A 14,793-nucleotide genomic window follows, 5' to 3' on the forward strand; every position below is an offset into this window, starting at 1 on the left:
ATTGATTCTTGCAGTGAGAATAACATCTCGTATTCGCCTGGACGCAAGGGCCGCATCGCCTTTTTTCACCTTTTCGAACCGAAGATTACTGTGGGTCATCTTCAGCGGCCCCAAGGCGTACACCACGAAGGTTGCCCGAAACAGGAATCGCGCCCTATGTTTTCCTCCGACATCCGAATCCCATCGAACAGGAAAGACGCCATGCGCTATCTCCACACAATGGTCCGCGTGACCGATGTCGATGCTTCGCTCGACTTCTATTGCAACAAACTCGGCCTCGAGGAGGTCCGCCGCATCGAGAACGAAAAGGGCCGCTTTACCCTGATCTTCCTCGCCGCCCCGAAGGACAACGCCTCGTCCGCCGCCAACCGCGCTCCGGAGCTCGAGCTCACCTATAACTGGGACCCGGAAACCTATACAGGCGGGCGCAATTTCGGCCACCTCGCCTATAAGGTCGACAATATCTACGAGACTTGTCAGCGGCTGATGGACATGGGGGTCACCATCAACCGGCCGCCCCGCGACGGCAACATGGCTTTCGTGAAGTCGCCCGACAATATCTCCATCGAGTTGCTTCAGGAAGGCGAACCGCTCCCGGTGAAGGAACCGTGGGCATCGATGCCCAACACCGGCACCTGGTAGGGCGGTTGCCCGCTTGCGCTCCCCGGACGGCATGTTAACACATCCTCGGAGCTCGGCCTGTCCGGCCGCTCCGGAGATTTAATCTGCGCTACGGCTCGGAAATCGGCCTCGATTTTCGGGCCAGCGATGCAGGGCCGGTCGAGGAGAACCCCATGAAAGATGTGCTGAAGGAACTCGAGCGCCGCCGCGATATTGCGCGCGCCGGCGGCGGCCAGGCACGTATCGAGGCGCAGCACGGGCGCGGCAAGCTGACCGCTCGCGAGCGCATCGACATCTTCCTCGACGAAGGCTCCTTCGAAGAGTTCGACATGTATGTCGAACATCGCTCCACCGATTTCGGCATGGAGAAGACGAAGATCGCCGGAGACGGCGTGGTGACCGGCTGGGGCACGGTCAACGGCCGACCGGTTTTCCTTTTCGCCAAGGATTTCACCGTTTTCGGAGGCTCGCTTTCCGAGGCCCACGCCGAGAAGGTGATGAAGGTTCAGGACATGGCGCTGAGAAACCGGGCGCCGATCATCGGCCTCTATGATGCCGGCGGAGCGCGCATCCAGGAGGGCGTTGCCGCACTTGGCGGTTATGCGGAGATCTTTCAGCGCAATGTGCTGGCGTCGGGCGTCATTCCCCAGATTTCCGTGATCATGGGCCCTTGCGCCGGCGGCGACGTCTATTCGCCGGCCATGACCGATTTCATATTCATGGTGCGCGACACTTCCTACATGTTCGTCACGGGGCCGGACGTGGTGAAGACAGTCACCAACGAAACGGTGACGGCCGAACAACTCGGTGGCGCGTCGATCCATACGACCAAGTCCTCGATCGCCGACGGCGCCTACGACAACGACGTCGAGGCGCTGTTACAGATGCGGCGGCTCATCGACTTCCTGCCTGCTTCGAACACGTCCGACCTGCCCGAGATCGAGTGCTATCAATCGGTCACCGAGCCCGACACGTCGCTCGACCGGCTCATTCCCGACAATGCCAACAAACCTTACGACATTAAGGAACTGATCCTGAAAACCGCCGACGAAGGCGATTTCTTCGAAATCCAGCCGTCCTTCGCGAAGAACATCGTGACGGGCTTTGGGCGGATAGAGGGACGCACCGTCGGTTTCGTGGCGAACCAGCCGATGGTGCTTGCAGGAGTTCTGGATTCCGATGCCTCCCGCAAGGCCGCGCGCTTCGTGCGCTTCTGCGACTGTTTCAACATACCTATCGTCACCTTCGTCGATGTGCCGGGCTTCCTGCCGGGCACGGCGCAGGAATATGGCGGGCTGATCAAGCACGGCGCGAAATTGCTTTTTGCCTATGCCGAGGCGACGGTGCCGAAAGTCACGATCATCACCAGGAAAGCCTTCGGCGGTGCTTATGACGTCATGGCTTCCAAGCATCTCCGCGGCGACATCAACTACGCCTGGCCGACTGCCCAGATCGCGGTGATGGGCGCCAAGGGCGCGGTGGAAATCATCTACCGCAAGGACATTGCCGATCCCGAGAAGATCGCCCGGCACACAAAGGTCTATGAGGACCGCTTCCTCTCCCCTTTCGCGGCCGCAGAGCGCGGTTATGTCGACGAAGTGATCATGCCGCACTCCACCCGACGGCGCGTGGCGCGGGCACTCCGGCTTCTGCGGAACAAGAACCTGGATAACCCCTGGAAGAAGCACGACAACATTCCGCTTTAAGGCGGCGACGCTTTTTCACCCATGAAGAAAAAAATCCTGAGGAAAGGGGAGGATGCCTCGGGGGATCGCCACTAATTTGTGAATTCTCGGCCAGGGAAAAACGCTGGACTTCTCTGAATCTTGGAGTCAGGCTTCCTCTATAAGAAAGGGGGCTGGGCCACGATCCTCTACGGGAATGGAGGCCAGCATGAAGCACCAAAGCATAGACCAGTTAAAAGTCATTGCCGAAGTACACCCCGACGCACCTCCCGCCCCGCTTACGCGGAGCGAGCGGCTTCATCGTTGGGCCGATCTGCTTGAAAGACAGAGGGATCGGCGCCTCGCAACGCTCCACGGGACGGAGTATCAGCCGCCGGAGAGACGGGCGGAAATGCGTAGTCCGGACTCTCCTCTCTCCGTAGCCTTCGAAGACCCGATCCTGCGGTCGGACGGGCTCGGCGGAGACACCTATGGCGAGGCAAAACGCTACTTCGAGCTGACTGACTGGCAGTTGCACGAAATCGTCTGCTATTGCCATCTGGGCGAGACGATGAGCGCGGCAAGCGCCGCCAAACGCGTCCGCTCGGCAATGAATGCAGGACGCGGAGGCTGGTTCGCCCGCCTGCGCCACGCCCTCTCCGGTTGAGCCGCGAGGGTAAGCAAAGAATTGGCGGTCCGCCGGGTTCGGCGGACCGAAGGACGAAATGTTGAACGCATCGGCCAACATCACGCCGACGTGGACTATCTTTTTAAACTTCAGCGTCCTTCAAGACCGTCTCATCACCCGATTGAACTCATCGAGATCGACGTAGAAAATCTTCGTCATCTCCACGACGAGGTCCTCGCGCGGGACGCCTCGCGACTCCAGTATGTTCACGGCCGTCATTATGTCGACGCGCTCCGTGAGGCGTCGCTTCGCACAGTCATCGATTGCGATCTGCATCAGTCAATCCTTGCCAAGACAGGATCGGACTCGGAGATTTACGATCAGGGATACCGGCCAGGGCGGCTTCATGCCGTCAACGCGCCAACGCGAGGAGCAACGCATCCTCGAATCATGCTATGATGATAGCATCACCTTACTTGAGCAGGCACCGAAAAATCTTCGACACGCCAAGCATATTCGGCAAGTCCATGACTTCTGCTCGGCAATCTCCAGCTTCACGCAAGATTTCCCATACCTACGTCTTAAAGCGTGTCGGATTCGGGTGATCGACATCAGACTGTCAGGTGTCTCCTCACTTCCTGCCGGTCGAGATCCTTGGCTGGGCCGGTATGCACGACCTGGCCGCGGTCCATGATGTTCACTTCGTCGGCGAGCTCCCGGCAGAAATCGAGATATTGCTCGATCAGCAGCACCGCTATCCCAGCCTTGTCGCGCATATAGCGAATGGCATGGCCGATATCCTTTATGATCGATGGCTGGATCCCTTCGGTAGGCTCGTCGAGCACGAGCAGCTTCGGTCGCATAACGAGCGCGCGGCCGATCGCCAGTTGTTGCTGCTGGCCGCCGGAGAGATCTCCGCCGCGCCGGGCCAGCATCTGCCGCAACACCGGGAAAAGTTCGAAGACGTGAGGCGGGATGTGACGCTCGTCGCGCCCGAGCGGCGCAAAGCCTGTCTCGAGGTTCTCCTTCACCGTCAGGAGCGGAAAAATCTCCCGCCCCTGAGGCACGAATGCGATGCCCGACCGGGCGCGATCGTACGCCGCGCTCCGGTCGAGCGCCTTCCCCTCGAAGGCTACGCTTCCCGATGTCAGCCGATGATGGCCGACGATCGATCTCATCAAACTCGTCTTCCCGACGCCGTTGCGACCAAGCACGCAGGTGATCCGGCCGGCTCGCGCCGTCAGCGATACCCCGCGCAGGACCTGGGCGGCGCCGTAGTGCAAGGTGGCGTCGGTGACCTCCAGCATGCCGCTCACCTTCCCAGATAGACTTCGATGACGCGCTCGTCGGCCGAGACCGCGTCGAGCGAACCTTCCGACAATACGGTTCCCTCGTGAAGGCAGGTGACCTTCACGCCGAGCTCGCGCACGAAATGCATGTCGTGTTCCACCACGATGACCGAATGGTTTCTTGCGATATCCTTCAGCAGCCGAGCGGTTTCCTCCGTCTCGGCATCGGTCATGCCTGCCACGGGTTCGTCGATCAGAAGCAGCTTCGGATCCTGCGCCAGCAACATTCCGATCTCCAGCCACTGCTTCTGGCCGTGCGAGAGGCTCATCGCCAACTCGTGCCGCCTGGTTTCCAGCCTGATGACGGCCAGTATCTCCTCGATACGCCGGCTTTCGCCGTGAGAGGATCGATGAAACAGCGCCGATAGGATCGAGCGCGGTCCCTTGAGGGAAAGGACCAGATTGTCCTCCACCGTGTGGTTTTCGAAAACCGTCGGTTTCTGGAACTTGCGCCCGATGCCGAGCATCGCGATCTCGGTTTCGTCATGCCGCGTGAGGTCGATGTCGCCGTCGAAAAAGACTTCGCCCTGATCGGGACGGGTCTTGCCTGTGACGATGTCCATCATCGTCGTCTTGCCGGCTCCGTTCGGTCCGATAATGGCCCGCATCTCCCCCTTGTCGAGCACGAGGGAAAGGTTGTTGATCGCACGGAAACCGTCGAAGGTGACCGACACCCCATCGAGATAAAGGATCGTTTGGCTGCGGCCGGCCATGACTCACTCCGCGGGCTGGGGTTTGGTCGGCACGCCGTTTGACGGTAACGACCAGGGTGGCGCACCCGATGGCCGGACGATCCTGGGCTCGGGCTCCGATGCCGCCGCGCCGGAACCGGCGTCGCCCGGCACGCGTGCTCCTCTCCCCGCGCGCCACCCGTCCCACATGCCGATGATGCCCCTGGGCAGGAACAAGGTAACGGCGATGAAGAGGCCGCCCAATGCAAACAGCCATAATTCGGGAAGCGCGCCAGTGAAGTAGGATTTGCCTGTGTTGACCAGCAATGCTCCGACGATCGGGCCGAGGATGGTCCCGCGCCCTCCGACCGCCGTCCAGATCACCACCTCGATCGAATTGCCGGGATCGAACTCGCCGGGATTGATGATGCCGACCTGCGGCACGTAAAGCGCGCCGGCAACGCCAGCCATCATCGCCGACACGGTGAAGGCGAAGAGCTTCGCATTCTCCGCCCGCCAGCCGAGGAAACGTGTGCGGCTCTCGGCGTCGCGTACGGCCACCAGCAGCTTGCCGTATTTCGACCCAACGATCCGCCAGGCAACGAAAACACCGAGCGCAAGCGCTGCGGCGCTCGCGGCGAAAAGGGCCGAGCGGGTCGCATCAGCCTGGACGCTGTAGCCTAATATGTCCTTGAAATCCGTGAGGCCGTTGTTGCCGCCGAAACCCATGTCATTGCGAAAGAATGCAAGAAGCAGCGCATAGGTCATCGCCTGGGTCATGATCGACAGATAGACCCCCGTGACACGGCTGCGGAAAGCGAACCAGCCGAAGATAAAGGCCAGCAGGCCTGGCACGACAAGCACCATCAGGGCGGCGAACCAGAATTGGTCGAAGCCGTACCAGTACCAGGGCAGTTCCTTCCAGTTGAGGAACACCATGAAGTCGGGCACGTCGGGATTGCCATAAACGCCGCGGGCGCCAATCTGCCGCATCAGATACATGCCCATCGCGTAGCCGCCGAGCGCGAAGAAAGCGCCGTGGCCGAGCGACAGGATACCGGCATAGCCCCATACGAGATCGAGCGAGAGCGCCAGCAGCGCATAGCAGAGGTATTTGCCGGTGAGCGCCACGACGTAACTCGGCACATGAAGAGGATTGTCCGGAGGAACCAGAACGTTGAGCGCCGGAACAAGGGCTGCAGCGGCCAGGAGCACCGCAATCGTGAGCGCGATGCGCCGGTCGGCGCGCTGAGCGAAAAAGCGGCCGGTGACCATGTCAGACCTCGACCGCCCTGCCCTTCGGCGCAAACAGGCCGCGCGGGCGTTTCTGGATGAAGAGGATGATCAGCACGAGCACGAGGATCTTGCCGAGCACGGCGCCGGTGTGGGGCTCGAGGAATTTGTTGACGACACCGAGCGACAGGGCGCCGACCAGTGTTCCCCACAGATTGCCGACCCCGCCGAAGACCACCACCATGAAGCTGTCGATGATATAGCCCTGCCCGAGGTTGGGAGAGACATTGTCGATCTGGCTGAGCGCCACACCCGCGACGCCCGCGATGCCGGAACCGAGCGCGAAAGTCAGCGCATCGACCCACGGCGTCCTGATGCCCATCGAGGCAGCCATGCGCCGGTTGGCGGTAACCGCCCTCATCTGAAGGCCCCAGCGCGTTTGTTTCATGACGTAGAGCAGGATTGTGAAGACCGCGAGGGCGAACACGACGATCCAGAGACGGTTCCATGTGACCGTCATGTGGCCGAGCTCGAAACCGCCGGACATCCAGGACGGATTACCGACCTCCCGATTGGTCGGCCCGAAAATGGTGCGCACCGCCTGCTGGAGCACCAGCGACACGCCCCAGGTCGCCAGCAATGTCTCCAGCGGGCGACCGTAGAGGAAGCGGATGATGCCGCGCTCGATGACAAGGCCTGCGCCGCCGGCCACGATGAAGGCGAGCGGCAAGGCTATCGCCAGCGACCAGTCGAACAGGCCTGGAAAGGAAGTTCGCACCACGTTTTGCACGACGAAGGTCGTGTAGGCGCCGAGCATCACCATTTCGCCATGCGCCATGTTGATAACCCCCATCACGCCGAAAGTGATGGCAAGGCCGATGGCGGCCAGCAGCAGCACGGAACCCAATGAAATGCCGTACCAGACGTTCTGGGCCGCGGACCACAGCGCCAGCCTGCTGTTGACGCCGGCGATCGCCGTGGCCGCGGCTTCCTTCGACGCTCCCGATGCTCCCGCTTCGAACGCGGCAAGCAGCGAAAGGGCGTCGCGGTCGCCCCGCGCCCCCACAATTCCCACTGCGGCCAGCTTGTCAGACTCGGGCATGTCCGAACGCAAGACCGCGGCGGCCCTCGCCTCCTGGAGTGCCTTCTTCACCTCGCCGGCCTCCTCCCGCGCGATCGCGGCATCGAGCGCGGAGATCGCCGAGGCGTCGGGGTTCCGGAACATCGGACGGGCCGCGGCCAAACGTGTCGCTGCATCACTCGAGGACAGCGTCATCGTGCCCAGCATATCGCGCAGGGCGCGGCGCAGACCGTTGTTGACCTTGATCTTGGTGACGTCCGCCTTTCCGGCCGTTCCGTCCGCCTCTCCGGTAAGGGGATCCGACAGGTCGATCATTTGTCCGGCTTCCCGTCCGATGAGGACCCGCCTATCCGCTTTGCGGACATAAAGATCGCCTTGGGTGAGAGCCGTAAGCGCCCGTTCCACGGCCGGCTCTCCGGTGTCGGCAAGTCGCCGGGCAACCTCTTCGGTTTCCTTGAAATTCTTTGCCGTGGCGAACTCGGCGACGATGGTACGCAGCTCGACCTCGCCGGCTCGAGCGGTCGAACTCGCCGCGAAAACAAAGCACAGGATAAGGCCAAGGGCGCGCAAGAAGATCATTCAGCGGAACCGTCTATGTCGCTGTTTCGACCGGCTCCCGGGCAGGAGGAAACCTGCCCGGGAGCGATGCCGGGCTCAGTTCACACCCTTGCCGCCGCATTTGCCCGTGGCGACATTGAAATTTCCGCAGGACAGCGGCGCCCGCCAGTCGGCGATCAGGCCCTTGGAATCCGGCAAGTAATCGGACCATTCGTCACCCACGACCAGACCAGGCGTTTCCCATACGGTCTCGAACTGGCCATCCGCCTGGATTTCACCGATCAGCACCGGCTTGGTGATGTGGTGGTTCGGCATCATCGTCGAATAGCCACCCGACAGGTTCGGCACGGAAACACCAACGATGGAGTCGATAACGGCGTCCGGGTCGGTGGTGCCGGCCTTCTTCACCGCCTCGACCCACATGTTGAAGCCGATGACGTGAGCTTCCATCGGATCATTGGTGACCCGCTTCTCATTCTTGGTGAAGGCCCTCCACGCCTCGATGAAGGCTTCGTTTACAGGCGTGTCCACGGACTGGAAATAGTTCCAGGCTGCGAGATGGCCAACGAGCGGCGCAGTATCGAGACCGGCGAGTTCCTCTTCGCCCACCGAGAAGGCGACGACCGGAATGTCCTCGGCCTTGATGCCCTGATTGGCGAGTTCCTTGTAGAAAGGCACGTTGGCGTCACCGTTGATGGTGGAGACGACCGCCGTCTTCTTGCCGGCCGAACCGAAATTCTTGATGTCGGTGACGATGGTCTGCCAGTCGGAATGGCCGAAGGGCGTGTAGTTGACCATGATGTCGTCCGGCTTGACGCCCTTGGATTCCAGATAGGCCTGCAGGATCTTGTTTGTGGTCTGCGGGTAGACATAGTCGGTGCCGGCCAGGACCCAGCGCTCGACCCCCTCTTCATTCATCAGGTAGTCTACAGCCGGAATGGCCTGCTGGTTCGGTGCGGCACCGGTATAGAACACGTTCCGCTGACTCTCCTCCCCTTCATACTGGACGGGGTAGAAGAGCAGGCCGTTCAACTCCTCGAATACCGGCAGAACGGATTTGCGCGACACGGACGTCCAGCAGCCGAAGACCGCCGCGACCTTGTCCTTCTCGATCAGCTCGCGAGCCTTTTCGGCAAAGAGCGGCCAATCGGAAGCCGGATCGACGACCACGGCCTCGAGTTTCTTGCCGAGCACGCCGCCCTTCTTGTTCTGCTCATCGATGAGGAAAAGCATGGTGTCCTTGAGCGTCGTCTCCGAGATTGCCATGGTCCCGGACAACGAATGCAGCACACCGACCTTGATCGTATCCTCCTGGGCTATAGCCTGCGAGCCCATCAACATCGCCGCCAATGCGCCTGCGGTAAGCAGGCCTGCAATCGAACTACCCCTCATATCTGACACCTCCGTTGTTCTTGTTGCGTCGCGAAAGACGAAGCAACGGTCGTGCCAGTCCGACATCGCGGTTTCGAAGCGAGATATCCGCAGCTTTTCCAGTGGCTTATCGTATCCAGGGGGATTCGCTCCTCTGGAGGATCTTTCCTTTTGAACACAGCTCTGGCGATTTTCTGCGCAGTTCGAGCGAAAATTGCGCAAAATATAGGCAAATCTCACGACTGCATAATGAGGAGGCAATTTTGTCTTGCCGGAAAGCCGATCAACGGCACCTCCGCCCAAGACATGTAACTATTGGCGTCGCCCCAGACCGTGGAGTGGGTGCTATTGGGCCGACTACTGCGCCTCGGTCGTCGCCGTCCATTCGGGCCAATACGCATTCGCGCTTTCGGGGAAGCCGGACCTTCCAGGTCGGATCCAAGCTGTCTTCAAGCAGAAGCCGCAGGTTCCTGCCAACAAAAGCCTTTCGGTGGGCGCTTCCGGCGGCTATCCCTCAAGCATCTCCTTGACCACGGTGGCGAGCTGCTTCAGCGAGAACGGCTTCGGCAGGAAGCCGAAATGTGCGTCGGCAGGGAGGTTTTTCGCGAAGGCGTCTTCGGCATAACCGGAAACGAAGATGAACTTGATGTCGGGTTGGATCTTCCGCAGCTCGCCAAGCAAGGTCGGTCCATCCATCTCGGGCATGACGACGTCCGAGACCACGATATCGACTTTGCCGCCGAGCTCGTTGAAGAGCTCCAGCGCCTCGATGCCCGACGTCGCCTCGTGGACGGTATAGCCGCGCGAAGTCAACGCCCGAACGCCGCCCATGCGCACGGCGTCTTCATCCTCGACCAAAAGAACGGTGGCGGAACCCGACAGGTCCTTGGCCGCATCGACCGGCTTGGGCGCAGGCGCTTCGGCCGATCCGCTTCGCGCCTCTGACGGCTTGGCGTCTTGTGCCGCGGAGGCAGCCTGCACAACGTGCCTCGGCAGGAAAATGCGGAAAACGGTGCCCTTTCCGATTTCCGAGTCGCAGAAGATGAAGCCGCCCGTCTGCTTGATGATGCCGTACACCATGGACAGGCCGAGACCGGTGCCCTTGCCCACCTCCTTGGTGGTGAAGAAAGGCTCGAAGATCTTCTTCAGGACTTCGGGCTCGATGCCGGTGCCGGTGTCCTCGACCTCGACCAGCACATAATCCGCCGCAATGAGCTCACGGTAGGAATAGCCTTTCGTCTCGTCGGCCTTCACGTTCCGAGTGCGGATCGTCAGCTCGCCGCCCGTCGGCATGGCGTCTCGCGCATTGACCGCGAGGTTGACGACGACCTGCTCGAACTGGCCGATGTCGGCCTTCACCGGCCAGAGGTCGCGCCCATGATCGACCTTCAGCTTGATCTCGCTACCGACGAGGCGAGCCAGGAGCATGCGTAGATCCGCCAGGACATCGGTGAGGCTCAGCACCTCGGGCCGCAGCGTCTGCTTGCGCGAGAACGCCAGGAGCTGGCGTACGAGCGATGCCGCGCGATTGGCGTTCTGCTTGATGTTCATGATGTCCTGGAAGGACGGATCGGACGGGCGGTGGTTGGTCAGGAGCAGGTCCGAAGCCATGATGATGGCCGTCAGGACATTGTTGAAGTCGTGGGCTATGCCGCCGGCCAACTGACCGACCGCCTGCATCTTCTGGCTCTGGGCCATTTGGCTTTCCAGTGCCTTCTGCTCGGTCGTCTCAACGGCATAGACGATCGCGGCCTCCTCGGCCCCATCGCCGCCGGCGCCGTCCGCCACGGCGTTGACGTAGAAGCGCATGTGACGCTCCTCATTGTCCGGCAGCACGGTGTCGATCGGAGCGATGTCGGCCTGCCGCTGTCTGGCGCGCTCCAGCGCGGCAGCAAAGGCGTCGCGGTCCCGTGCGTGGATGACCGTGTCGAGGCGTGCGCGACGGTCGACCGCATCCCTGTCGACGACGCTCGAGAACAACGAGAGGAAGGGCGCGTTGGTGCGCAGGATGCGGCCCTGGGCGTCGACGCCCGCGATCGCCATGGGCGTCGAATTGAAGAAACGAGTGAAGCGCACCTCCGCGGCGCGCAGATCCGCAGAAGAATCCTCGCCTTGGGTACGGTTGAGCACGATGGTCCTGGTCGGGCCAGGCGCCCCGTCGCGGGTGGCCGTCACGCGGTGCATGAAACGGACAGGGAGCGCTTCGCCCGAGACGGTCGACAGGTCGAGGTCGATCACCGCGTTGCGGGTCGTTCCAGGGTCGGCCTTGACCGAACGGACAAGCGCCATGCCGTCGCCCGCGATGATTTCCGGCAACGTCATGGCGCCCGGCGTGAACGAGGCCAAGTCGATGCCCAGCCACTCCGCGAGCGTCGCGTTGATGTAGGTGACGCGCCCGTCCTGGTCGGCGGCGAAGAAGCCGGCCGGAGCGTGATCGAGATGGTCGATCGCCTTCTGGAGATCGAGGAAGAAGCGTTCCTGTTCGGCGCGCTCCGCCGAAATATCGGCGATCTGCCACGCCATCAACGGCTGGCGCAGGCCCGGTACGCTGAAGGTCCGCGCGCGAACGCGGTACCAGCGGGCGCCAGGCTCGGAGCCGGGCCTGATCGCCTGCCCGAGCCGAAATTCACCATCACCCGCCTGGCCGTCGCGCAAGCCGGAAGCGATAGCGTAGATCGTCGCCGAGGCTTCGGGGATATCCGAGAGCAAACCCTCCACCGTTTTCACGTCCGCCGCGGACGTGGCGCCCGTCATCTCGGCATAGGCGCGGTTCGCGTAGATGATGCGGCCCTTGGTGTCGGTGACCACGAGCCCTTGCGCCATGGAATCGATGAAAGCCTTGGACAGTTCGTCCGTCGTCGAGCGCGGCGCGATCTGGACAAAGCCGATGGCGGTGGCGAAGAGATAGCCGACGCCGATCATGGCCAGAATGCCGAGCAGGCCGAGCAGGAACGGGTCACCCAGGCTTTCGCGGAAAAGCACGAAGGCCAGTGCGGTAACGGTCAGCACGAGGATGAAGATGAGCAGGCGCGTGATGGCGCCCGGGCGCATGTTCTGGTCGACGATCGGGACCGGATAGAATTCGTTGCGGGTTTCCCTGACCATTCAACCTTTGCCCGTAATACCGCCGATTCCGGCCGTCCCTGCCGTTGCGGTTGAATCATATTCTCCCGGCCCGGGAAAGGCCCAGACGGCATTTCTCACACCGGATGCGCCCCTCGAACCGACCCGGGCCCGTTGCGACACCGGGACGGCTCCCTTTTTGAGGGACGAGGCTTGCAAATGCCATACTGTATTTTTCATACTTGATCGCGACCGCGCCGGTGAAGCCGGGAGAATGGGACGGGCCAGCTTGCGATTGGCCGCCTGCGCGGTCTAGTGTCGGCGCTTCAGCAACAAGAATCCTTGGCGGGAGGTAAGTCGGATGCCTGAGTGGCTGCAAAGCATCGCAGGTCCGGATTATGCGTCGGCGCTTTTGTGGACGATCGGTGCGCTCGTCCTTCTCATCGTGGTGCTCGTCCTTATCCGGCTCATCCGCGGCATGACGTTCGGAACGTTCGTAGCGGGCGGCCGGAACCGAAAGACCCGGCTTGCCGTGATGGATGCAACGGCCGTCGACAGTCATAGGCGGCTGGTCCTCGTTCGGCGCGACGACGTCGAACACCTCATTCTGATCGGCGGCCCGACCGACGTGGTGGTGGAGCAGAACATCAGGCTGAGCCAGACCCGACGTCCGGCGCTGGCCAGCGGGCCTCCGCAAGAGCCTCCGACCCGGTCACAGCGCGCCCCCGAACAACAGCGTCCGCCGCAGCCGCGTCCCGTGGCGCCCGGGCCGGTGAGCGCGCCACCCGCTCCGCGCGACCAGCGTCCAGCCGCGCCCCGCACACAGGAACCCGCCTACGCACCTCAGCCTCCAGGGGCTGCGCCGCAGCCGCAGCCAGGAGCCTCACAGCAACGCGCGGCGGCCGATCCGACCCCTACCCCGTCTCCGGCGCGCGATAATACTCAACCGCAGCGAGAGCCGCAGAGGCCCACCCCTGCCCGCAACGAGATCGCCGACGACATCGACCGGGCCCTGCTCAACGAGCTCAGCATGACGTTCGACACCCCCCCGAGCCCCACCGCCAAGGAAACGCCCTCGCTCGAAGACGAGATGAACAGGCTTCTGGGCGAGCTCTCGAGCAAGCGCTGACGCAAGACACGCAACATAGCGTGGAAACGTAAGCGACTTGCCGCAAATGCCCACATTGATTGGGAAATGCAAGCCTCAGGAATGGAACCCTGGGCAGCCACGCCCTGAGCGTTGAAGTGAATAAGCCGCGCTTCCTGCTCTCGTCATTTTAAGCTCGGGAGGAAGAGCGCGATCTCCGGAAAGGCCATGAGAAGACCGATCAGCGCGAACATGCACAGGACGAAAGGCAAGGATCCCAACATCACATCAGTGATACCGCCGCCGCGCCGGATCGCCTGGACGACATAAAGGTTGATACCGACCGGAGGAGTGATCAGTGCCACCTCGAGGAGGATGATGATCACGACACCGAACCAGATCGGATCGTAGCCGAGTGCCACAACGATGGGAGCAACAAGCGGCGTCATCGTCACCAACATCGACAAGGATTCGAGAAAGCATCCCAGAACAACGAAGAAAACAATGATGAGGAGCATCGTTGCCACTGGAGAAAGCCCCAGTTCCGAGATGAAGGCTGTAAGCTGCTGGGGGATCCCTAGAAACGAAAGCACGAAGTTCATGAAATACGATGCCAGCACGATCAGCATGATCATTGCATTGGTGCGCATCGCGCCGATGAAGGCCTCGTGAAGCATCGATATGCTCAGCTTCCTGTAAAAAGCAGCAAGGATCAATGTAAAAACGAGGCCGAGCGAGGCAGCTTCGGTGGGTGTCGCGAAGCCGGTGTAGATCGAGCCTACAACGACCAGGAACAGGAGGAGGATCGGAACGAGGCTGGTGAGGCTTCTGATCCTTTGACTCCAGGTCGCCTGAATACGCTCCCCGCCGAATTCCGGCCATATGCAGCATACCACCGTGACAAAACAGGAAAATACCACCGCTAGAATGAGACCGGGGATTGTGGCGGCAAGGTAGAGTTGCGGAATCGAGGTTCCGGTCATCATTCCGTAGAGGATCAGGTGGATCGACGGCGGGATCAGTATCCCGAGCGTGCCTCCCGCAGCGAGGCTGCCGAGAAATACGCGCTCATTGTAGCCGCGCTTGCGAATCTCGGGTAGCGCGACCGTTCCAATGGTGGCAGCCGTTGCGACCGAAGAACCCGATGTCGCGGAGAACAGCGTCGAGGCACCTATATTCGCGTGAAGTAACCCGCCGGGAAGCCGGTTCAGCCAGAGCGCGACCGATGCATACATTCTTTCCGCCACGCCCGCGCGAAGCAGAATTTCGCCCAAAAGCACGAAAAGCGGCACACTCGTCAGGGTAAACTCGTTGGAGACTTTCCAGAAGATCTCCGAGCCCGCAACGTGCAGCGGCATCGGCGAGTGCACCCATGCCATGCCTAACGCTATGAAGACGAGCACGGCAGCAATGGGTATCGACAGTCCGATAAGGACGATCAAGGCGACAGATGCTTGAGCAAGCATG

The 14,793-nt window shown here is 61.6% G+C and carries 12 protein-coding genes; 4 read left to right on the forward strand and 8 right to left on the reverse strand.

Translation table 11 applies throughout. From position 1 onward, the window contains the following. The first annotated feature begins 201 nt into the window (after positions 1–201). The 3 genes from ACCO56_RS14295 to ACCO56_RS14305 all read left to right on the forward strand — a co-directional run bounded on the left by ACCO56_RS14295 (position 202) and on the right by ACCO56_RS14305 (position 2,952). Positions 202–642, forward strand: coding sequence for a VOC family protein (locus ACCO56_RS14295; RefSeq protein ID WP_433641415.1), 441 nt, complete (start codon positions 202–204; stop codon positions 640–642). 152 nt (positions 643–794) lie between these two features. Continuing rightward, positions 795–2,327, forward strand: a complete 1,533-nt coding sequence (locus ACCO56_RS14300) for an acyl-CoA carboxylase subunit beta (protein ID WP_433641416.1) — start codon at positions 795–797, stop codon at positions 2,325–2,327. A gap of 187 nt (positions 2,328–2,514) precedes the next feature. Beyond that, a complete protein-coding gene (locus ACCO56_RS14305) occupies positions 2,515–2,952 on the forward strand; it encodes a hypothetical protein (RefSeq protein WP_433641417.1) in 438 nt (145 codons plus the stop codon). 120 nt (positions 2,953–3,072) lie between these two features. Here ACCO56_RS14305 and ACCO56_RS14310 read toward each other — a convergent pair whose 3' ends face one another. From ACCO56_RS14310 to cckA, 7 genes are all read right to left on the reverse strand, one after another. Continuing rightward, positions 3,073–3,249 (reverse strand): hypothetical protein, encoded by a 177-nt coding sequence (locus ACCO56_RS14310; protein WP_433641418.1) that lies wholly within the window; start codon positions 3,247–3,249, stop codon positions 3,073–3,075. Positions 3,250–3,524: 275 nt separating this feature from the next. Continuing rightward, positions 3,525–4,220 carry an urea ABC transporter ATP-binding subunit UrtE gene (gene urtE, locus ACCO56_RS14315; RefSeq protein WP_433641419.1) on the reverse strand — a complete coding sequence of 232 codons (696 nt, stop codon included), beginning with the start codon at positions 4,218–4,220 and terminating at the stop codon, positions 3,525–3,527. A gap of 5 nt (positions 4,221–4,225) precedes the next feature. Then, entirely contained in the window at positions 4,226–4,975 is a 750-nt protein-coding gene (gene urtD, locus ACCO56_RS14320) for an urea ABC transporter ATP-binding protein UrtD (protein WP_433641420.1), read from the reverse strand. A gap of 3 nt (positions 4,976–4,978) precedes the next feature. Then, positions 4,979–6,208, reverse strand: coding sequence for an urea ABC transporter permease subunit UrtC (gene urtC, locus ACCO56_RS14325; RefSeq protein ID WP_433641421.1), 1,230 nt, complete (start codon positions 6,206–6,208; stop codon positions 4,979–4,981). A gap of 1 nt (position 6,209) precedes the next feature. Beyond that, positions 6,210–7,826, reverse strand: a complete 1,617-nt coding sequence (gene urtB / locus ACCO56_RS14330; RefSeq protein WP_433641422.1) for an urea ABC transporter permease subunit UrtB — start codon at positions 7,824–7,826, stop codon at positions 6,210–6,212. A gap of 75 nt (positions 7,827–7,901) precedes the next feature. Further along, on the reverse strand, positions 7,902–9,197 hold the full coding sequence (gene urtA / locus ACCO56_RS14335; protein WP_433641423.1) for an urea ABC transporter substrate-binding protein: 1,296 nt from the start codon (positions 9,195–9,197) through the stop codon (positions 7,902–7,904). Positions 9,198–9,683: 486 nt separating this feature from the next. After that, a complete protein-coding gene (gene cckA, locus ACCO56_RS14340) occupies positions 9,684–12,281 on the reverse strand; it encodes a cell cycle histidine kinase CckA (protein WP_433641424.1) in 2,598 nt (865 codons plus the stop codon). A 319-nt stretch (positions 12,282–12,600) separates the two neighbouring features. On the opposite strand from cckA, the gene ACCO56_RS14345 reads away from it, so the two are divergent. Then, positions 12,601–13,368: a hypothetical protein gene (locus tag ACCO56_RS14345; protein ID WP_433641425.1), complete on the forward strand. Its 768-nt coding sequence runs from the start codon at positions 12,601–12,603 to the stop codon at positions 13,366–13,368. A gap of 143 nt (positions 13,369–13,511) precedes the next feature. Here the strand turns inward: ACCO56_RS14345 and ACCO56_RS14350 are convergent, their stop codons facing one another. Then, complete coding sequence (locus ACCO56_RS14350; protein WP_433641426.1) at positions 13,512–14,792, reverse strand: TRAP transporter large permease; 1,281 nt, start codon at positions 14,790–14,792, stop codon at positions 13,512–13,514. Position 14,793: the final 1 nt, after the last annotated feature.

It is taken from the genome of Mesorhizobium sp. 1B3, assembly GCF_050958605.1.
Classification (GTDB): Bacteria; Pseudomonadota; Alphaproteobacteria; order Rhizobiales; family Rhizobiaceae.